The sequence below is a fragment of the Pseudomonas sp. NPDC090208 genome (assembly GCF_044746785.1).
Classification (GTDB): Bacteria; Pseudomonadota; Gammaproteobacteria; order Pseudomonadales; family Pseudomonadaceae; genus Aquipseudomonas.
Genome location: NZ_JBIVCU010000015.1, coordinates 20,454 through 38,836, shown reverse-complemented (window position 1 = coordinate 38,836; position 18,383 = coordinate 20,454). Strand labels below are relative to the sequence as shown.

The window sequence follows — 18,383 nt, the reverse complement described above, 5'->3', positions numbered from 1 at the left end:
GTTGTTATAGGGCTGCTTATGAATGGCTGGCAGGCAAAGGCTCGAAATGCTGCTGAGTCTCGCCCACGGCACGACGTCGCCCGATCCAGCGCGCGCACGCTGCACTGATCAAGCCGATGCACAAGACATAGGTACACAGAAACCAGGGATCACCGGCGTCGACGGTGGTAAGCACCGCGGCAATGATCGGCGTCATCCCGCCGGCAAACACCCCCGCCACCTGGTAGACGAACGAGATGCCGGTGTAGCGGACCGAGGCATCGAAACACTCCGAAAACAGCGACGACATGGTGCCGAACACCGCCGCATGGAAGATTCCGAACGGGATGATGATCGCCAGCCATACCAGCCACAGATGGTCGGCGAAGGTATGCATCACCCAGAACGCGGGGAACACCGACAACGCCGAAAGAAACGCGCCCATCCCGTAGATCCGCGCCTTGCCGACGCGATCGGCGACATGCCCCCAGAACGGAATGAAACAACTCATCAGCAAGGCGCTGAGCATGATGCCGATCAGTGCGCTGGTGCGTGGCAGGTGCAGCTGCTGGGTCAGATAGTTGAGCGAGTACACGCCGAAGACGTTGAAAAACACCCCGTCGATCATCCGCGCGCCCATGCAGGCGAAGATCATCTTCGGGTAGCGCTTCAGCATCTGAACGATCGGAAGACTCTGCCGCGCCCGGGTGCGGACATGCTTTTTGGCTTCCTTGAAATCGGCGGTTTCGCTGACGCTGCTGCGGATGTAACTGCCGACCAGCACGAACACCCCGCTGAGCAGAAACGCACAGCGCCAGCCCCAGCTCATGAACTGCTCGTCGCTGAGCAGCCAGGACAGCAAGCCGATCACGCCCGAGGCCGTGACGAGACCGAGGGACATACCGATCTGCGGCAAGCTGGCGAAGAAACCGCGACGCTCCGGAGGCGCCGATTCGTAGGTCATCAGCACCGAACCACCCCACTCACCACCCAGGCCGATGCCCTGGAAGATGCGGCAGGCCAACAGCAGAATGGGCGCCGTCATGCCGATCTGCTCGTAGGTCGGAATGACGCCGATGAGCACCGTCGCACCGCCCATCAGGGCCAAGGTCACGATCAGCATTTTCTTGCGGCCCAGGGTGTCACCGAAATGGCCGAACACCACACCGCCCAAGGGTCGTGCAATGAAACCCACGGCGAATACCCCGTACGACAACAGCACTGAGGTCATCGGATCATCGCCGGGGAAATACAGTTTGTTGAACACCAGGCCGGCGACCACGCCGTAAAGAAAGAAGTCGTACCATTCGATGACCGAGCCGAGAATGCTCGACACCGTGGCACGTCGCAGGTTGGATGAGGCAGGAGCAGTGGAAGTCATTGTTTTTATCTCCACGGTCAAACCGGTATTGGCCGCCCACCGGGCAGGCCGGAATTAGTTGGCGGTATAGCCGCCATCGACCATCAACGTCTGGCCGGTGACATAGCTGCTGGCGTTGCTGGCGAAGAACACGGTCGTACCCGCCAGGTCATCCAATTGTCCGTTGCGCCCGATGCAGGTGCGTTCGGCATGACGCTGCGCCAGGGCATCGTCGGCAAATACGGCGGCCGTCAACTCAGTGGGGAAAAAGCCCGGGCCGATGGCATTGCAGGTGATGCCGTGACGCGACCAGCGCTGCGCGATCGCACGGGTCAACTGCACGACACCGCCCTTGCCTCCGCCATACGGCGCGCTGTTGGCAAACGCCCTGAAGGACTGCAGCGAGGCAATATTGATGATTCGCCCCCACCCGCGTTCGGCCATTTGTGGCGCCAGCGCCTGAACCAGAAAGAACGGCGCTTTCAGATGCAGCGCCAATTGCTCGTCCCATGACTCGGACGTCACGTCCTCGAACGGCTCGCGACGATTCACCCCCGCAGCGTTCACCAGAATATCCACCTGCCCCATGCGGGCGAGCACCTCTTGAGCGGCAGCCTGCAACGCGGTCACCGAGGTCAGATCACAGCTGCAGTACTGGGCATCGATGTCCTGTTGCCGCAATCGGTCGACCTGTTGCCTGAGCGCGGTTTCGCGGCGGGCCATGAGCACCACCCGCGCACCCGCCTCCCCCAGCGCCTGCGCCATGGCCGCGCCGATGCCTGAGCCACCGCCGGTGATCAGCGCCGTGCGCCCATGCAGATCAAACAAGTTATTCGGTTTCATGCAAAGACTCCTGGCGCGCCGGCTGATGACCAGCCCTGCGCGCAACCATAGCGAATCAACGGGTGACGGGCTCGCCGCAGACGAACTGTTCGCCGGGGAAGTACTTCGCCAAACGGTCATCGGCAGTCCGAGCATGGGCTTCCATGCCTTCAAGGCGCGAGATGCGCGCCGTGACTTGACCGATCTGACGCACGGCCTCGCGCGGCATGCGCTGCCACGTCAGGGTCTTGAGAAACTTGTGTACCGAGAGACCGCCAGAGTAGCGCGCCGCGCCCTTGGTCGGCAGCACGTGGTTCGGACCACTGCACTTGTCACCGAACGCCACGGTGGTTTCCTCGCCCATGAACAGGGAGCCATAGCAGGTGAGGTTCTCCAGCCACCAGTTCAGATCTTCCGTATGCACCTCCAGGTGCTCGCTGGCATAGCGATCGGAAACCTCGACCACTTCCTCGCGGGTGTTGCACAGAATGACTTCGCCGTAATCGCGCCAGGCACAAAAGGCAGCGTCGCGGGCAATGGGGGGCAGCGCTTCGATCAAGGCAGGCACCTTGGCCATCACCGCCTCGGCCAGGCTACGTGATGTGGTGAACAGCCAGGCGGGCGACTCGTGACCGTGCTCCGCCTGGCCCACCAGATCACTGGCCACGATGTCAGCGTCTGCCGTGTGATCCGCGATGACCGCGACCTCCGAAGGCCCGGCAAACACATCGATGCCCACCTTGCCGAACAGCGTGCGCTTGGCCTCGGCGACGAATTTGTTGCCCGGCCCGACCACGACGTCGGCGGGTTTGCCGGTGAACAACCCATACGCCATGGTGGCAATGGCCTGCACGCCGCCCAGGGTCATGATCACGTCAGCGCCTGCCGATTTGAACGCATACAACACATAGGGATGAATGCTCTCGCCCAGGAACGGGCTGGAACAGGCAATCACCGTCTTGACCCCTGCCGCCTTGGCCGTGGCAACGCCCATGTACGCCGAAGCGATATGCGCGTAGCGCCCGGCAGGGGCGTAGCAGCCCACCACGTTGACCGGGATGACGCGCTGGCCGGCGATCACGCCGGAAGGCAGCGTTGTCTGGAAGTCCTCGATGGAGGCGCGCTGGGCACGGGCGAATTCGTAGACCTGACGCGCGGCGAAGTCGATGTCATCGCGAACCCGCTTGGGCACTTCGGCGGTACGCCGGTCGATTTCCGCGTCACTCAACACGATGTCACCACTCCACTTGTCGAGCTTGAGCGCGTATTCGCGAACGGCGTCTTCACCGCGCTTCTCGATGTTGTCGAGCATCTCGGTCACCACCTGTTGCGCGGCGGCGGTGTTGGAGTCAGCGGTTTTACTGGCTTGCTTGAGGTAGGTAATTGCCATGGTGTCTCCGTGCCTAAGTCACGTTGTTGTTTTTGTAATGGTTGGGGTCACGTAGCGCTTAGGGATTTCATGAAACCAAATGAAAGCGCTTTCATTCGACTCTAGACCGCTTATTCCACAGGTCAACAAGTTGCGGAAAAAAATGCCGAATGGTTGTATTGTCGGTGTCCCTGCACGCAACGGATCACCATGAATTCACGCCCTCGCCTTCACGACGTTGCCGCTCTGGCTGGCGTTTCTCCCGCTACGGTGTCCCGCGCCCTGTCCAATCCGCAGCTGGTGCGCGCCGACACACGCGAAAAGATCCAGGCCGCTATCGAACGCCTCGGCTACCTGCCTGACGGTTCAGCCAGGGCGCTGGCGTCCGGCCGTGCGCGTACCATCGGCGCGATCATGCCGACCCTCGACAACGCGATCTTCGCGCAGGCGGTGCAAGGCCTGCAGACCAGCCTGGCGAACGAGGGTTATCAGCTGTTGCTGGCCACCCATGAATACAACCCCAGCGCCGAGCTCGAACTGATCCGAGCCCTGCTTGGGCAGGCCATCGACGGGCTGGTGTTGGTGGGTGCCGACCACCCTCCCCAGGTCTGGGAGCTGGTCCGTGCTCATGACGTCCGATTGCTGGTGACCTGGGCCATGCACCCTACTCAGCCATCGCTGGCATTCGACAACTATCGTGTCGGGCAACTGGCCGCCGAACATCTGTTGCAACTGGGCCACCACAACATGGGCGTGATCTCCGGTCACTTCCGCCACAATGACCGGGCCCGGGCCCGTCTGGCCGGTTTCCGCGAAACGCTGTGCAAGGCCGGGCTGACCCTGCCGGACGGCAATGTCGTCGAGCAACCGTTCGGTTTCGACGGCGGTCGCGCCGGCCTCAATCAACTCCTCAAGCTCAATCCCCGTCCCACTGCGGTCTTCTGCGGCAACGATGTGCTGTCAGTCGGCTGCCTGTTTCAGGCGCAGGCCCTGGGCATGAACGTCCCCGATGACCTGTCCATCGTCGGTTGCGACAACCTGCCATTGACGGCCCAGGTGAGCCCGGGCCTGACCACCGTGCGGTTGCCCACGTATGAGCTGGGACAACGCACTGCCGCGACTTTGATGCGCTGGATACGTTCCGGGCAGGTGCCCGACAGCGATTACCTGCCGATCGAACTGATCGTGCGCGGCACCACGGCCGCGCCACGATAGGTTCAGGTTCGCCCGCTCACGACTTGCCGGTGCAAGGGGCCGATGCGGCCTTGTTGAGGCCGGCGATGCAGGGCGAAACGAACAAGGTCCCCTTCCAGGCGCCCGCCAGCGTCTTGCTGCCGACCAACAGCCACATGACCGCCAACCCCAACACCATCAGCGAGCCCAGCGCGGTCATGAAACCCGAGTCCAGCGTACTCGCCAGCTTCAAGGTCGCCACACAGTAGACGCCCAGGGGAAACGTGAATCCCCACCAGCCGAGGTTGAACGGAATGCCGGCCTTGAGGTAGCGCAGGGTGATCAACAGCGCCAGCATCAGCCACCAGGCGCCAAGGCCCCAGAACAGCAGTCCGCTTATCAGCCCGATACCGGCGGCCACTTCACCTATTTGAGCCATGCCGTTGGCGGCAAATATGGCTGGAGCATCGGCCCCCAGCAACAACATCCCCAAGGCGCCCGTGCCGATCGGCCCCAGCGACAGCCAGCTCGACGCCGCCATGCTTTCGTGGGGCAGTTTGTGCAGGGCCATGCGCAGCAGCAAGATGACCAGAATACTCATCGCCACGGGCACCGAGAACGCCCAGAGGACATAACTGGTCAGCAACACACGCAGCTGCATGGCGCTGTCTGCCAGATGCGGTGCGAGCAGGCCGCCACTGGCAGCGGTCACCTCCGCCGCAACAACGGGCAGCAGCCAGACGGCGGTCATCTGATCGATGGAGTGCTGCTGACGGGTGAACATCATGAACGGAATGATCACCCCGCAGGCCATCGCCAGCGCCACGTCCACCCACCACAGCACATGGGCGACAGTCACCATGCCGTCGCCCCAACGACCGATGCCATAGGCCAGAAATCCGTTGACGATCGTGGCGAGCCCCATGGGAATGGTGCCAAAAAACATCGAAACCGTCGGGTGAGCAAAGATCCGCCGCGCTTCGTGGAAAAACATCACCCAGCGGCTGGCGTACATGAGCGAGAACAGCGTGAACAGGCCGATATTGAACAACCACAGCGCCTCACCGATTTCACGCAGCAGCGGTGCATGGAACGGCAGCTGACCCAGGGCCAGCGCAAGAATGCCCGTACCCATCGTGGCGGCGAACCAGTTAGGCGTGAATTGGCGGATCGCTTCCCTTGGCGTGGGTAAAGCCGCCAATGGCGGGTGCAGGTTCATGAACCCTGCTGTTTTTAGATTGCTCATCGTGAGTCTCCGGCCTGTTTGTACAGTGACGTCAACATACGGCGCGCCGAATTACCTTTCCAACGGATAATATCGCTTTGTTCTACCTGAATTTCAGGTAAACATAGCCACTCACGTCCTTACTGGTTTACCGCCATGAAGCTCAATCTGCGCCAGCTACAGATTTTCTGTGCCATCAGCGAGCACGGCAGCACCACCAGCGCAGCGCAGGCGGTGGCGCTTTCGCAATCGGCGACCAGCGCGGCACTCAACGAGCTGGAAAACACCTTGGGCACGCGCTTTTTCGACCGGGTAGGCAAGCGCCTGATCCTCAATGACAACGGCCGCGCCCTGCTGCCCAAGGCGCGGCGCATGCTCGATGCGGCACAACAGATAGAAAGCGACTTCAGCCCCGCCAGCGAACTCAAGAGCCGGTTGCGCATCGGCGCCAGCAGCACCATCGGCAATTACATCCTGCCCAGCCTCCTCTGCCAGACACGGACCTCGATACCCGGCTTGAGCGTTGACGTCGATATCGGCAACAGCGCGCAGGTCGCCGCACTCGTCGCCAATTTCGACATCGACATGGGGCTGATCGAAGGCCCCTGCCATCTGCCCCAACTGATCGCAGAACCCTGGCTGGTGGACGAACTGCTGATCGTCGCCGGCGCGAGCCACCCGCTGGCCCGGGAACCAGCGGTAAGCCTGGGGCAGTTGTGCGATGCCGAGTGGCTGCTGCGTGAACCGGGGTCGGGTACCCGGGAAGAGGTCGAACACTTGCTGCTGCGCCATCTTCACGGCTTGAGCGACACCCGTGAAATGGGCAGCTCCGAGGCGATCAAGCGCACCCTTGCCCAAGGGCTGGGCATCAGTTGCCTGTCACGCTGGGTGGTCGCCGACCTGCTGGAGTCGGGCGCGTTGAAAGTCCTGCAGAGCGGCCTGCCGACATTCACCCGGCGCTTCTTCCTGATCCGACATCGCGACAAGTTCGTGTCGTCCCGACTGGCCAACTTCTGGACGCAATGCGCAGGCTTTCCGCGGGCCTGACATTCGATGCCGCAGGATTCACTTGGCGTTGCTGCCCGAAAGGAGGATGCCAATTGGTTCTGCGGAGACGTCGTCGCCGAAGTCGTCGGCGAGAAAGGCATTGCCCTCAACGCGATGGCAATGCCTGTTTTCAAACGGGTATTGCCATCAAGACGTCAACCGTCGAGATGCCTCGGGCCACGGCCCCTCGCCCAGCATCGCGGCGACCGTGCGCTCGCCCAACCCCAGGCCCACACTCATGCCAAGGCCGGTATGCATCAGCACCGCCGTCACGCTGTCGCCGACCCGCAGCACACTGAACGGACCCGGGCCGCGTGTGCCATACACCCCTTGCCAGCGCTCCAGCACCTGAAGCCGTGCGCCCAACGTCTGTTCGGCCAGATCGATCATCAGTCGGTCTACCGCGTCATCGTTGAACGGCACTGCATCGCTGCCGTAGTGGTGGGAATCGCCAATGATCAGTTCGCCGTAAGGGGTCGGGCTGACCAGCAAGTGGATGCCATGCGCTTCCAGATCGGGGTGGTTGCGGCGAATCTCCGACCTTAACGCCTCGGCTTCCGGCAGGTCGGAAAACGCGCCGTAATGTACGCAACTGAGCCCGGTCAGCACCGCGTGCTGCAAATCCAGCGGCTGCGCCAGGCGCGCACGCAGCATCTGCAGGCGGCACACCGACGGGTTCAAGGTGGCGATCTGTTCGGCAAGCAGTGTCTGGTAATCATGCCCGGAGCAGACCAGCACATGCCGCGCCGTGAAACGCCCCGCCGTGGTCAGCGCACTCCCGGCCTCGACGTCTCTGACCAGCGTGGAAAAGTGGAACTCGACACCCAGCCCACGCAGGTACTCGACGATCTGTGGCAGCGCCTCGCGAGAAAACAGCTGCTGATCATCCAGGCCATGCAAGGCGGCACGGTGATGGGCGAAGCGACCTTCATACAACTCCGCCAACGCCTTGCCGCGCAGAAGCTCGACCCGGTAACCGTGCTCGCGAGCCCGCCCGGTACAGAATGCGTCGAGTACGGCTTCCTCGGCTTCGGTGCGCGCGAAGATCAGTGAGCCCTGTTTTTTCAAGGCAAGCCCGGCAGCGTCGCCAAGTGTTTGCCAAAGGCCGTGGGACTGGCGCGCCAGATCGAGCATCGGCCCTGGCGCCTGGCCGGTGACCAGTGCCTGACCGAAATTACGGATCGAGGCGCCCAGTGGCCGGTCGCAGCGCTCGAAAACCCGTACCTTCAAGCCGCGACGAACGCCCGCCCAGGCATGGGCAAGGCCGAGAATACCGGCACCGACGATCAGCAGGTCACAGTTGTGCTGACTCATGGGGAAACTCCTGAACGAAAAGAGATTGCCACACAGGCGGGTTGAATCGAGGCGCAACCCGCAGGAGCGGGCTGCGCCACCTCATCACTTGCTGACCGGCTCGGACTTGCCGTCGTAGCGCTTGCGCCATTCGGCAAGAATGCGGTCGCGGTTCTCCGACGCCCAGTTGAAGTCATTGCGGATCAGGCGCTGTTCGTAATCGGCTGGCAGCTCCTGGAACGGCGCGGCGATGCCGGGCTGAGCCAGCACGGCGAAGTTGTCTTTGTAGAGCTCCATGGCCTCGCGGCTGGCGGAAAAGTCTGCGAGCTTCTTGGCGGCATCCAGGTGAGCGGTGCCCTTGATGATGCCGGTCGCTTCGATCTCCCAACCGAGTCCTTCCTTGGGCAGCACGATGTCCAGCGGCGCGCCTTTGCGTTTCAACTGAACGGCCGGGTACTCGAAGGAAATGCCGATCGGGAACTCGCCTGCCGCCGCCTGTTTGCAGGGCTTGGAGCCGGAGTGGGTGTACTGGCCGATGTTCTGGTGCAGCTTGTCCATGTAGGCCCAGCCGCCGTCTTCACCGAAGGTCTGCAGCCAGGCGCTGACGTCCAGATAACCGGTTCCGGACGACACCGGGTTCGGCATGATGATCTTGCCCTTGTAGACCGGATTGGCGAGGTCTTCCCATTTGGTCGGTTTCGGCAGCCCCTGCTTTTCCGCTTCGACGGTGTTGAAACAGATGCTCGCGGCCCACACGTCCATGCCGACCCACGAAGGCGGATTGGCGCTGTCACGGTAGTTGGCCCTGACCTGATCCAGGCTCTTCGGTGAATAGGCTTCGAGCATGCCTTGTTTCTTCAGGATCGCCAGGCTCGACGCTGCCAGCCCCCAGACCACGTCGGCCTGAGGACGGTCCTTCTCGGCCATCAGCTTGGCCGTGACGATGCCCGTCGAATCACGCACCCACTTGATGTGGATATCCGGGTTCTGCTGCTCGAAAGCCTGCTGATACGGCTTGAGCTGCTCGACTTCCAGCGCCGTGTAGACGGTCAGTTCGGTGGCCGCCTGGGCCTGCAGGGAAACGGCAACGAACAGGCCGCAGAGTGCGACGAGGGGTTTGAACATGACGAAGCTCCTGTTGAGAATCTGGCTGCAATGGCAGGTCGGGTGGAATCAATGGGCAGGCGCTGCACGCCACGCCTGGGAACGGCGCAGCAAGCCGCGCGACGTCCAGGCCAGCAGCAGGGAAACGCCGGCGGATGTCAGAAGGATCAGGGTCGACATGGCGGCCGCACCGCCGACATTGCCGGCGTCGTCCATGTTCAGTACGGCGACCGAGGCCAGCATCGTGTCGGGGCTGTAGAGAAAGATCACCGCCGACACCGTGGTCATCGCCGAGACGAACAGGTAGCGGATGATGTCCAGCAAGGCCGGCAGGCAGACCGGCAGCGTCACCCGCAGGAAATGGCGGTACATCGGCACCTTGAGCGACAGCGCCGCCGCTTCGAACTCACCGTCCAGCTGGCGCAGCGCGGTAGCGGCGGTCATTTGTGCGGTGGTCAGAAAGTGCGCCACGGAGCAGATCACCAGCAACGCCATGCTTCCATACAGGCTGTGCAGCGGGTTGGCCGGCAGGTTGAAAAAGAAAACGTAGCCAAGCCCCAGCACCAGCCCCGGAACGGCCATGGGAATGAAACACAGCAGACGCAGCAGTTGGGTCAGCGGGCTCTGCCGTGTTTTCTCCAGCAGGTAGCTGCCAGTGAAGATCAACAGACTGCCGAACAACGCACTGGCACCGGCCAGCTCCAGGCTGTTGCGATAGGCCAGCCAGCCGCCCGGCAAATCGGAGAACGCATAGTTGTTCAGCGACAGGGACAGGTCGTAGGGCCAGAATTTCACCAGCGACGAATACACCGCCATGCCAAAGACGCCGAGCAGCACCACGCAGACCAGCGCCACCAGAATCAGGAAGCCGGCATCGCGACGACGTTGCGGGGTCGGGTGATAGACCTGCGCACGACCGCTCATGGCATCACGCTGCCGGCGACGCAGCCACAGGTCCACGGCAAAACTGAGCAAGGCCGGGAGCAGCAGGAACAGACCGATCAGCGCCCCGCGCCCGAATTGTTGCTGGCCAAGCACCGCCTTGTAGGCTTCCAGCGCCAGCACCTGATAGTCGCCACCAACCACCACCGGCACGCCGAAGTCGGTGACACACAGGGTGAACACCAGACAGGCGGCAGCGAAGACACCTTGCCGGCTGCCCGGCCAGGTGATGCTGCGAAAGGCTCGCCACGGCGATGCGCCCATGCTCGATGCAGCATCGAACAGCCGTGCATCGGCCAGTGCCAACGCACTGAGCAACACCATCAAGGCATGTGGGAAGGTGTAGATCGCCTGGCCGAGCACGATGCCCCAAAAACCGTAAATATTGTGCGCGGCCCAGTCACGCAGTACGCCCTGATTGCCGAACAGATAGATCAGCGCGATACCCGGCAGCATCGACGGCGCCAGCAATGGCAGAAGCGAGATGCCGCGCCACAACCCTTTGGCCGGGATGCAGGTGCGCTGCAGGGCATAGGCAAAGCAATAAGCCAGTGGCACGACGATCAGCACCACGGCGATGGCACTGGTCAGGCTGTTGCCCAGCAGCCAGCGAAAGTTGGCGCTGCCGAACAATTCCATGGCCGCGGCAAGCCCGCCGCCCTGCGCCGGATCACCGGCCAGGCCGCGCCAGATCATGGCCAGCAACGGCAACACCACGGCCATCACCAGCAATGCCAGCATCAGCCACTGGCCGCCCTGAACGAACAGACGGTCCGTCAAATTCGCGGATCGCCGCGCAGGGGTCATTGTGCTCATCGTCATGACGCTTACCTGTTCCATCAGACGAACACCTGCAGGCTGTGCGGCGGCATGGCGACACTGATCCGGTTGCCTTGCAGCAGTGGCATGCTCTCCGGAGCCGTTTCGGCCAGCAGTGCGTGTCCCGGTAGAGCATCGAGCTCGAAACTCAGGCGGCAGCGGTTACCAAGAAAGGTCATGTCGCGCATGCGCGCCGGGAACAGGTTTTCCTGGGTGGACTGCGGGTTGATCAGGATCGCCTCGGGGCGGCAGAACAGACGCCCCTGAGCATCGCCGCCCGCCTCTGCCAGGCGCAGGCTGATCTGGCCGACGCGGGCATGGCTGCCCTCGCGGCGACACGGCAGCCAGTTGCCCTGCCCCACGAACTCGGCAACGAAAGGCGTCGCTGGCCGGTCGTAGATTTCCTGTGGGGTCGCGTATTGCTCGACACGTCCGTGATTCATCACCGCGATGCGATCAGCCATCAACATGGCTTCGTCCTGGTTGTGGGTCACCATCAACGTGGTGATCCCCAGCTTGCGCTGCAGACTGCGCAGCTCCCCACACAGGTGTTCGCGCACCCGGGCATCGAGCGCCGACATCGGCTCGTCGAGCAACAGCAGCGAAGGGCTTGGCGCCAGTGCCCGGGCCAGCGCTACACGTTGCTGCTGACCGCCGGAAAGCTGCGCCGGGTACTTCTCGCCGCTGCCGCTCAGGCCGACCAGCTCAAGCATTTCGGCAACGCGCGAGCGAATCGCTTCGCGCCCCTGGCCATTGAGGCCGTAGGCGATGTTCTGGGCCACTTTGAGGTTGGGGAACAGCGCATAGGACTGGAACAGAATCCCGTAGTCGCGCCCTTGCGGCGGCAAGTGCGACACGTCATGGCCGGAAAAATGAATCTGCCCGTGATCCTGACGTTCGAGGCCTGCGATGCACCGCAGCAGTGTGGTCTTGCCGCAGCCGGAGGGGCCAAGCAGACAGATCAGTTCGCCCGCTGCGATATCCAGAGACACGCCATCCAGCGCCTTGAATGCGCCGAAGCCTTTATGAATGTCGCGCAGTTGCAGATCGACGGTGGCCATGCAAGTAACCTCGTTTTCTATAGAACGAGTGTCAGCTTGGGCCCGGCTTGCTAAGGCTTCGTGGCAAAAGGACAAAGTTTGCCGATAGTGACATCGGCATTTTTATGAAGGAAAACGCGCTCGGGGGTCAGACCGACTCTCGGGCAATGCTCAGGAACGCTGCCGGCAGCTTGGCCTGGCGACGTTCACGCAGGCAATAGAGGTATTCGGGAATCATCGGCGCATCGTCCAGCGCAACCACCCGCAGATCCGGATTGTCCGGCACTTCATGGCGGGCAATCACGCTGATACCTATATTGCGCAGAACCGCTTCACGGATCGACTCACGGCTGCCAATTTCCAGCATTGGCCCCGGCGTGACGCCCGCCTTGCGGAGCATCTGCTCAGTCAGCATGCGGGTCGTGGAGCCGGTTTCGCGCATCAGCAGGCAGTGCCCAGCCAAGGCGCAAGGTGATAAGCGCGTATGAACGGCCAGCGGATGGTTGCGGTGCACTGCCAACACCAGAGGGTCATGCCCAAGCACCAACTGAGTGAAACGCCCCTCGTCCTCCAGCTGAGATGACGCCGCCAGGTCGACGCGGTATTCCTCCAACGCCTCGACCACCTGCTGGGAATTGCCGATTTCCAGGGTGACCTGGATATGCGGAAAACGCTCTCGAAAACGCCGAACCAGATCGAGCACGTAATAAGGCGCCGTGGCCGCGATCCGCAGACAGCCCTGCATCTGCCCACTGTTGCGCAGGAAGAATTCGATATCGGCCTCCTGCTGCAGCAGCTTCTGCACCATCGGCAACAGGCGAGCGCCGTCTTCGCTGAGGGTCAGGCGACGCCCTCCACGGTAGAACAGCTCGACGCCGTATTGCGCCTCCAGATTGCGAATCTGCGTGGTGACCGTCGGCTGGCTCAGCCCAAGCTTCTTTGCCGCCTGGGTGATGCTGCCCAGGCGAGCGACCATGTGGAAGGACTTCAACTCGGCGGATAACATGGATTGTGCGGCTCTTGGCATTCGACCCGCTCAAGCGGGCTGGGGACTTCTCGGGAAAGGAATCGCCTGCGGGTATCGACCGACAAACGTTTCGGCGCCTGAGAATACCATCAGGCGCTCACTGAGCGGATGTTCACGAAGCAGATGCGGCCAGGTTGCGATACTGCCCCTTGAAATACAGCAACGGCTGGGCAGCCACCGCGTTTTGCAGGTTCAACCCTTTCACCTCGCCGATCACGATCAGGTGATCCCCTGCAGCGTGCTCTGCGTGAATCTCGCAATCCAGCCAGTGCAGGCTGCCGGCAATGACCGGATTACCCAGCGGCGATGCCTGCCATTCGACACCCTGCCACTTGTCTGCGCCTCGCCGTGCGAACTGGTTGGAAATCCCGACCTGCTCACCCGACAGGATGTTGACCGCGAATCGGCCTGCCTGGCGAATTCTGGGATAACTCGCCGAACTGCACATGACGCTGAACGACACCAGCGGCGGGTTCATCGACACGCTGTAGAACGACTGGCAGGTGAAGCCCACCGGTTCGCCATCGATGTGGGAGGTAATCACCGTAATACCGGATGCGTAATGCCCGAGCGCCTCGCGAAAGTGCAACGGCTCGACAGCAGTACCAGGAAGCGACATGGCAGGTCCTAAATAGAAAGTGCGACGGGCATTGTCAGGAACGGCTGAAACCGCCCGATCAGCGGGCGGGCTTCAGCCTTTTCGGTCATGGAAGCGGCGCCTCGACGGACAGCGACCTGATCGCTGTTCATCTGCACGCGCCACCACCAGACCTGGCTTAACGCAGGTTCGACAGTTCTCGGCGAACGATCTCTGCGCCCGCACTCAACGCCTTGAGCTTGCCGCTGGCGACTCGACGCGGCAACGGCGCCATACCGCAGTTGGTGCACGGGTAGAGTTTGTCGGCATCGACGAACTGCAGCGCCTTTCTCAAGGTATTGGCGACTTCCTCGGGTGTCTCGATGGCGTGGTTGGCCACGTCAATCGCCCCTACCATCACCTTCTTGCCCCGAATCAGTTCGATCAGGTCCATGGGGACGTGAGAGTTGTGACATTCCAGCGAGACGATATCGATGCTGGATTTTTGCAGCTTGGGGAACGCCTCTTCGTACTGGCGCCACTCCGAGCCCAGCGTCTTCTTCCAGTCGGTGTTGGCCTTGATGCCGTAGCCGTAGCAAATGTGCACGGCGGTTTCGCATTTGAGCCCTTCGATTGCACGCTCCAGCGTGGCGACACCCCAGTCGTTCACTTCGTCAAAAAACACGTTAAAGGCAGGCTCATCGAACTGGATGATGTCGACCCCGGCCGCCTCCAGCTCCTTGGCCTCCTGATTGAGGATCCTGGCAAATTCCCAAGCCAGTTTTTCACGGCTCTTGTAATGCGCGTCGTACAGGGTGTCGATCATCGTCATCGGGCCCGGCAAGGCCCACTTGATCGGCTGCGTGGTCTGTTGACGGAGAAATCTTGCGTCCTCGACGAACACCGGCTTTTTACGCGCGACGGCGCCCACCACCGTAGGCACGCTCGCGTCATAACGATCACGGATTCTGACGGTCTCACGCTTTTCAAAATCAACGCCGTCAAGATGCTCGATAAAGGTCGTCACGAAATGCTGACGGGTTTGTTCACCGTCACTGACGATATCGATACCGGCCAACTCTTGCTCTTGTAACGCGAGACGCAGCGCATCCTGCTTACCTTCAACCAGCGCTTCATCCTGCAACTTCCAGGGTGACCAAAGTGTCTCGGGTTGTGCAAGCCAGGAAGGTTTAGGCAAGCTGCCAGCCGTCGACGTGGGCAACAGTTTTTTCATGAAAAATGACCTTGTTTAAAATGAATCAAAGCGAACAGCCAAGAGACCACTGGTTCAAAACGGCTTGATAAGGCTTGATGAAATATTCTTCAGCGAACTTGCCCTGCTCGACCGCCAGACGACTACGTTCCTCGCGATCGTAAACAATCCGGGTCAATGAATAGTCCTGGTGCTGCAAACTGGGTTGATAGGATTTACCCGCCGCGGAGTTCGCGTTGTAGATTTCAGGCCGGTAGATTTTCTGGAACGTGTCCATCGTGCTGATGGTGCCAATCAGTTCCAGAGGGGTGTAATCACCTAGCAAATCACCTGCAAAATAAAAAGCCAGTGGCGCAGCACTGTTCGGCGGCATGAAATAGCGAACCTTCAAGCCCATTTTCTTGAAATACTCATCCGTCAACGAGTACTCATCCTGCTGGTATTCAAAGCCCAGTACAGGATGCTGATGCTCGGTCCGATGGTAGGTCCTGCTGCTGGAAACGCTCAGGCAGATCACCGGCGGCTTGTCGAAATGTGCTTTGTAAGCACCTGAATTGACGAAAGCTTTGAACAGTTTTCCGTGCAGATCACCAAAATCTGCCGGCGTACTGAATCCGGACCGGTTCTTGTTGTGCTCCAGCAGCCGCACGCTGAAGTCATAGTCGCGCACGTAGGAAGAAAAGTTGTTTCCGACAATACCGTTGATGCGTTCACCGGTCTGGCGATCGACGATGGTTGTTTTCAACACTTCAATCAACGGTATTGCATGGTCGCGACCGTCGACATCGATCTTCATTTCAGCGGAGATGATGTCCAGTTTGACCGAATAACGATCACCGGCTGGATTATCCCAATGCGCCAGAGCGTTGAAGCGGTTGTCGATCATCTTCAGCGTATTGCGCAAGTTTTCCTGACGGCTCTCCCCTCTGGCCAGATTGGCAAAGTTGGTGGTGATGCGCGTATTGTCCGAGGGGTGATAGTCCTCATCGAAACAAATGCTTTTGATCGCAAATGTAAACTCTTGGCCCATGATCGTCTGACGCCCTGATTCGAAATAAAACTGAATATGTTGCTCGCCTGATAACGGTAGGTCTTTTCACCCAACACGCTTTGATTCTCAGAAGTCGAGCGCTGCACGCAGTTTATGTCGAGCCATTGGCCGAGGAAAAACGAAAGGATTTCACCCCAGTATTAAGCGCATTCATGATCCCGGGCCGCTTACTCCACCAGCAGCCCATATGCCGTGGCCATCAACGGTGCCGATTGCTGCTGCGCTGCCAGCCACGCGCGAGCCTTTGCCACATCGAAGATTTGCCCCTGATCCATGAGCGCCCGGACCAGCGCGTCGGACATCCGGTAATGCCCGCACTGGGCGCATTTGCGCTCTTCCCACTCTCGAATCGTGTGAATCCGCTCCGCAGGCCCCGCACAGATCAAGCAGCTCATATCGCACCTTCTTGTTGTCGTTGGCGACGATCGACGGTGGAAGGAAAAACCTTCACCTGATCCAGACAGCGAATGTGCCGCCTGATCTCCTGAAATGCGCCGTCCTTGAGGGGGCATCTTTCGGCTGTCCCCATACTCTGGACCTTGGCAGAAACCGCTCCTGCCGGCTTGTCGCATTGCGCCGCTTCAATAACCGGCTGCGACGGCCCTCGGTGGGTGCCGGCAGCTGACTACGGCTGTTGGCCGTCTTCAATCAGAAAAAAACAGCGCCCGCGAATCCGTCCAAACGGACGGAGGTGATCAACAGTCGCGGGCGCTGGAAAAGAGTGAACGCTTACCGCCTGCCCGGTGCGCACCCGTCGGGCGGCACGATCCGCTGGATGCAGTCGATCAGGGCCTGAGCGTTGTAGGGCTTACTCAAAAAGCACACCGCGCCGGCTGCCAATGCGCGCTTGCGGACCAGCTCCTTGGGGTAGGCGGTGATGAAAATCACCGGAATCGAACGGCCGGCGTCGATCAATGTCCGCTGCAATTCCAGGCCGTCGATCCCCGGCATGTGTACGTCGGATATCAGGCAATCGGTGGTGTCGATATCGGGCGAAGCGAGAAAGTCCTCGGCGCACGAAAACAGACCAGGCTCATACCCCAATGAGCGCACCAGGCTGCTCAGGGCCATTCGACACGACGTGTCATCGTCGACAATCGAAATGCGGGTGACTTTATTCACGTTGTTATTACCCTGGGCCCACGAAGACGAGCATTCACATGCCACGTACGCCCGTATTGACTCCACTTAAGAGGTGGAAGCTCACTCGTTGAATGCGTCATTGAAACCTTGGGTGGCCTGTGCCCAGTGCTGCAGTTGCCAGCGTCTCGGGCTGAATCCGGTGAACTGCTTGAAAACGCGAGCGAAGTAGGACTGATCGGAAAACCCGCACTCCTGCGCCACGCAACAGATCGAGATTTCCCGCATGCGCAGCAACACCTGTGCCTTGCGAATCTGCTCTTGCCGAAACCAGTCGTGGGGCGCCAGCCCGGTCGCATTCTTGAACGCGCGGGAAAAATGGCTGCGCGAAATGGCGCACGCACGGGCGACCTGCTCTATCGAACACCCCTGCGCCATCAGGCTGATCATCATTTCCTTGGCTTTCTTCACTCGCCAGGGCGCCAGATTTTCCAGCGTTCGCCTCACGCCGTCCTGCCCGTCCTCGTGCGAACGCGGTGTGCCGTCGCGGTACGCAACATAAGGCCCGCAGGTTGAAATCAAACCGAATGAAGACATGACCCCGAGCATCCCTACGCCAACGCCAGTTGATGACCCGCCCGGACCACATCGGCGATGCTGCGCGCGTGCAACTTGCGCATCATGTTCGCCCGGTGCAGCTTGACCGTGATCTCGCTGACCTGCAGCTGGCTGGCGATCTGCTTGTTGAGAAAACCGTTCACCACGCCCACCATCACCTGTTTTTCCCGAGGGGTGAGGCATTCGAAACGCTTGCGCAGGGAATCCACCGCGCGCTGTTTTTCAAGAAATTCACAGTGACTGGCCACGGCCACCGCCACGGCGTCGATCAGGTCCTGGGCACGGAACGGCTTGGTCAGAAAGTCCGCCGCGCCAGCCTTCATCGCCCGCACCGACATCGGAATGTCGCCATGACCGGTCATGAAAATGATCGGCAGGCGGTTGTCGGTCTCTGCCAGCCGTTGCTGCAGATCAAGCCCGCTGTAGCCCTGCAGCCGGACGTCGAGGATGAGGCATCCGGCCTTCTCCGCCAGCGGATGCTCGAGCATGCCTTCAGGACCGGAAAAATCCCGGACCTGATAGCCCACCGACTTCAGCAGACTGGCGACCGCGCCCCTCAACACCGGATCGTCGTCGACGACGAAAACAATCGGCTCACTGCTTTGGACGGTTTTTGAAGAAATGGATTGGTACATGGAGCCTCC

At 60.9% G+C, this 18,383-nt stretch carries 18 protein-coding genes; 2 read left to right on the top strand and 16 right to left on the bottom strand.

Annotation, left to right across the window (positions count from 1 at the left end; translation table 11 throughout):
• Positions 1-16 precede the first annotated feature (16 nt).
• Genes ACIPL0_RS22825 through hisD form a run of 3 tightly spaced genes read right to left on the bottom strand, consistent with a single transcriptional unit; the run spans position 17 to position 3,551 of the window.
• Complete coding sequence (locus tag ACIPL0_RS22825; RefSeq protein ID WP_400599731.1) at positions 17-1,360, bottom strand: MFS transporter; 1,344 nt, start codon at positions 1,358-1,360, stop codon at positions 17-19.
• A 54-nt stretch (positions 1,361-1,414) separates the two neighbouring features.
• Complete coding sequence (locus tag ACIPL0_RS22820) at positions 1,415-2,182, bottom strand: SDR family NAD(P)-dependent oxidoreductase (protein ID WP_400599732.1); 768 nt, start codon at positions 2,180-2,182, stop codon at positions 1,415-1,417.
• Between the two features lie 55 nt (positions 2,183-2,237).
• On the bottom strand, positions 2,238-3,551 hold the full coding sequence (hisD, locus tag ACIPL0_RS22815) for a histidinol dehydrogenase (RefSeq protein ID WP_400599733.1): 1,314 nt from the start codon (positions 3,549-3,551) through the stop codon (positions 2,238-2,240).
• 189 nt (positions 3,552-3,740) lie between these two features.
• On the opposite strand from hisD, the gene ACIPL0_RS22810 reads away from it, so the two are divergent.
• Positions 3,741-4,745: a LacI family DNA-binding transcriptional regulator gene (locus tag ACIPL0_RS22810; RefSeq protein ID WP_400599734.1), complete on the top strand. Its 1,005-nt coding sequence runs from the start codon at positions 3,741-3,743 to the stop codon at positions 4,743-4,745.
• A 16-nt stretch (positions 4,746-4,761) separates the two neighbouring features.
• Here ACIPL0_RS22810 and ACIPL0_RS22805 read toward each other — a convergent pair whose 3' ends face one another.
• Positions 4,762-5,949, bottom strand: coding sequence for a TDT family transporter (locus ACIPL0_RS22805; RefSeq protein WP_400599735.1), 1,188 nt, complete (start codon positions 5,947-5,949; stop codon positions 4,762-4,764).
• 135 nt (positions 5,950-6,084) lie between these two features.
• Between ACIPL0_RS22805 and ACIPL0_RS22800 the strand changes: the two genes are divergently transcribed.
• Complete coding sequence (locus ACIPL0_RS22800) at positions 6,085-6,975, top strand: LysR family transcriptional regulator (RefSeq protein WP_400599736.1); 891 nt, start codon at positions 6,085-6,087, stop codon at positions 6,973-6,975.
• Between the two features lie 147 nt (positions 6,976-7,122).
• Here ACIPL0_RS22800 and ACIPL0_RS22795 read toward each other — a convergent pair whose 3' ends face one another.
• From ACIPL0_RS22795 to ACIPL0_RS22740, 12 genes are all read right to left on the bottom strand, one after another.
• Positions 7,123-8,289: a TIGR03364 family FAD-dependent oxidoreductase gene (locus ACIPL0_RS22795; RefSeq protein ID WP_400599737.1), complete on the bottom strand. Its 1,167-nt coding sequence runs from the start codon at positions 8,287-8,289 to the stop codon at positions 7,123-7,125.
• Positions 8,290-8,373: 84 nt separating this feature from the next.
• Positions 8,374-9,393: a putative 2-aminoethylphosphonate ABC transporter substrate-binding protein gene (locus ACIPL0_RS22790; protein WP_400731609.1), complete on the bottom strand. Its 1,020-nt coding sequence runs from the start codon at positions 9,391-9,393 to the stop codon at positions 8,374-8,376.
• A 48-nt stretch (positions 9,394-9,441) separates the two neighbouring features.
• Positions 9,442-11,136 (bottom strand): putative 2-aminoethylphosphonate ABC transporter permease subunit, encoded by a 1,695-nt coding sequence (locus tag ACIPL0_RS22785; RefSeq protein WP_400599739.1) that lies wholly within the window; start codon positions 11,134-11,136, stop codon positions 9,442-9,444.
• 17 nt (positions 11,137-11,153) lie between these two features.
• The gene (locus tag ACIPL0_RS22780; protein ID WP_400599740.1) at positions 11,154-12,194 is read right to left on the bottom strand and encodes a putative 2-aminoethylphosphonate ABC transporter ATP-binding protein; all 1,041 of its coding nucleotides are present in this window, start codon (positions 12,192-12,194) and stop codon (positions 11,154-11,156) included.
• A 127-nt stretch (positions 12,195-12,321) separates the two neighbouring features.
• Complete coding sequence (locus ACIPL0_RS22775) at positions 12,322-13,179, bottom strand: LysR family transcriptional regulator (RefSeq protein ID WP_400599741.1); 858 nt, start codon at positions 13,177-13,179, stop codon at positions 12,322-12,324.
• 133 nt (positions 13,180-13,312) lie between these two features.
• Positions 13,313-13,819: a flavin reductase family protein gene (locus ACIPL0_RS22770; protein ID WP_400599742.1), complete on the bottom strand. Its 507-nt coding sequence runs from the start codon at positions 13,817-13,819 to the stop codon at positions 13,313-13,315.
• A 157-nt stretch (positions 13,820-13,976) separates the two neighbouring features.
• A complete protein-coding gene (locus ACIPL0_RS22765) occupies positions 13,977-15,011 on the bottom strand; it encodes a methionine synthase (RefSeq protein WP_400599743.1) in 1,035 nt (344 codons plus the stop codon).
• 25 nt (positions 15,012-15,036) lie between these two features.
• Positions 15,037-16,020 (bottom strand): DUF1852 domain-containing protein, encoded by a 984-nt coding sequence (locus ACIPL0_RS22760; RefSeq protein WP_400599744.1) that lies wholly within the window; start codon positions 16,018-16,020, stop codon positions 15,037-15,039.
• 188 nt (positions 16,021-16,208) lie between these two features.
• A complete protein-coding gene (locus ACIPL0_RS22755; protein WP_400599745.1) occupies positions 16,209-16,436 on the bottom strand; it encodes a hypothetical protein in 228 nt (75 codons plus the stop codon).
• A gap of 334 nt (positions 16,437-16,770) precedes the next feature.
• A complete protein-coding gene (locus tag ACIPL0_RS22750) occupies positions 16,771-17,163 on the bottom strand; it encodes a response regulator transcription factor (protein WP_400599746.1) in 393 nt (130 codons plus the stop codon).
• Positions 17,164-17,244: 81 nt separating this feature from the next.
• Positions 17,245-17,718, bottom strand: a complete 474-nt coding sequence (locus ACIPL0_RS22745; RefSeq protein ID WP_400599747.1) for a helix-turn-helix transcriptional regulator — start codon at positions 17,716-17,718, stop codon at positions 17,245-17,247.
• Between the two features lie 14 nt (positions 17,719-17,732).
• Positions 17,733-18,374, bottom strand: a complete 642-nt coding sequence (locus tag ACIPL0_RS22740; RefSeq protein WP_400599748.1) for a response regulator transcription factor — start codon at positions 18,372-18,374, stop codon at positions 17,733-17,735.
• Positions 18,375-18,383 lie beyond the last annotated feature (9 nt).

Bases quoted from the DNA above. Each gene is read 5' to 3' on its own strand.
- ACIPL0_RS22825 (WP_400599731.1), bottom strand. From the start codon at position 1,360: ATGACTTCCACTGCTCCTGCCTCATCCAACCTGCGACGTGCCACGGTG.
- ACIPL0_RS22820 (WP_400599732.1), bottom strand. From the start codon at position 2,182: ATGAAACCGAATAACTTGTTTGATCTGCATGGGCGCACGGCGCTGATC.
- hisD (WP_400599733.1), bottom strand. From the start codon at position 3,551: ATGGCAATTACCTACCTCAAGCAAGCCAGTAAAACCGCTGACTCCAAC.
- ACIPL0_RS22810 (WP_400599734.1), top strand. From the start codon at position 3,741: ATGAATTCACGCCCTCGCCTTCACGACGTTGCCGCTCTGGCTGGCGTT.
- ACIPL0_RS22805 (WP_400599735.1), bottom strand. From the start codon at position 5,949: ATGAGCAATCTAAAAACAGCAGGGTTCATGAACCTGCACCCGCCATTG.
- ACIPL0_RS22800 (WP_400599736.1), top strand. From the start codon at position 6,085: ATGAAGCTCAATCTGCGCCAGCTACAGATTTTCTGTGCCATCAGCGAG.
- ACIPL0_RS22795 (WP_400599737.1), bottom strand. From the start codon at position 8,289: ATGAGTCAGCACAACTGTGACCTGCTGATCGTCGGTGCCGGTATTCTC.
- ACIPL0_RS22790 (WP_400731609.1), bottom strand. From the start codon at position 9,393: ATGTTCAAACCCCTCGTCGCACTCTGCGGCCTGTTCGTTGCCGTTTCC.
- ACIPL0_RS22785 (WP_400599739.1), bottom strand. From the start codon at position 11,136: ATGACGATGAGCACAATGACCCCTGCGCGGCGATCCGCGAATTTGACG.
- ACIPL0_RS22780 (WP_400599740.1), bottom strand. From the start codon at position 12,194: ATGGCCACCGTCGATCTGCAACTGCGCGACATTCATAAAGGCTTCGGC.
- ACIPL0_RS22775 (WP_400599741.1), bottom strand. From the start codon at position 13,179: ATGTTATCCGCCGAGTTGAAGTCCTTCCACATGGTCGCTCGCCTGGGC.
- ACIPL0_RS22770 (WP_400599742.1), bottom strand. From the start codon at position 13,819: ATGTCGCTTCCTGGTACTGCTGTCGAGCCGTTGCACTTTCGCGAGGCG.
- ACIPL0_RS22765 (WP_400599743.1), bottom strand. From the start codon at position 15,011: ATGAAAAAACTGTTGCCCACGTCGACGGCTGGCAGCTTGCCTAAACCT.
- ACIPL0_RS22760 (WP_400599744.1), bottom strand. From the start codon at position 16,020: ATGGGCCAAGAGTTTACATTTGCGATCAAAAGCATTTGTTTCGATGAG.
- ACIPL0_RS22755 (WP_400599745.1), bottom strand. From the start codon at position 16,436: ATGAGCTGCTTGATCTGTGCGGGGCCTGCGGAGCGGATTCACACGATT.
- ACIPL0_RS22745 (WP_400599747.1), bottom strand. From the start codon at position 17,718: ATGTCTTCATTCGGTTTGATTTCAACCTGCGGGCCTTATGTTGCGTAC.
- ACIPL0_RS22740 (WP_400599748.1), bottom strand. From the start codon at position 18,374: ATGTACCAATCCATTTCTTCAAAAACCGTCCAAAGCAGTGAGCCGATT.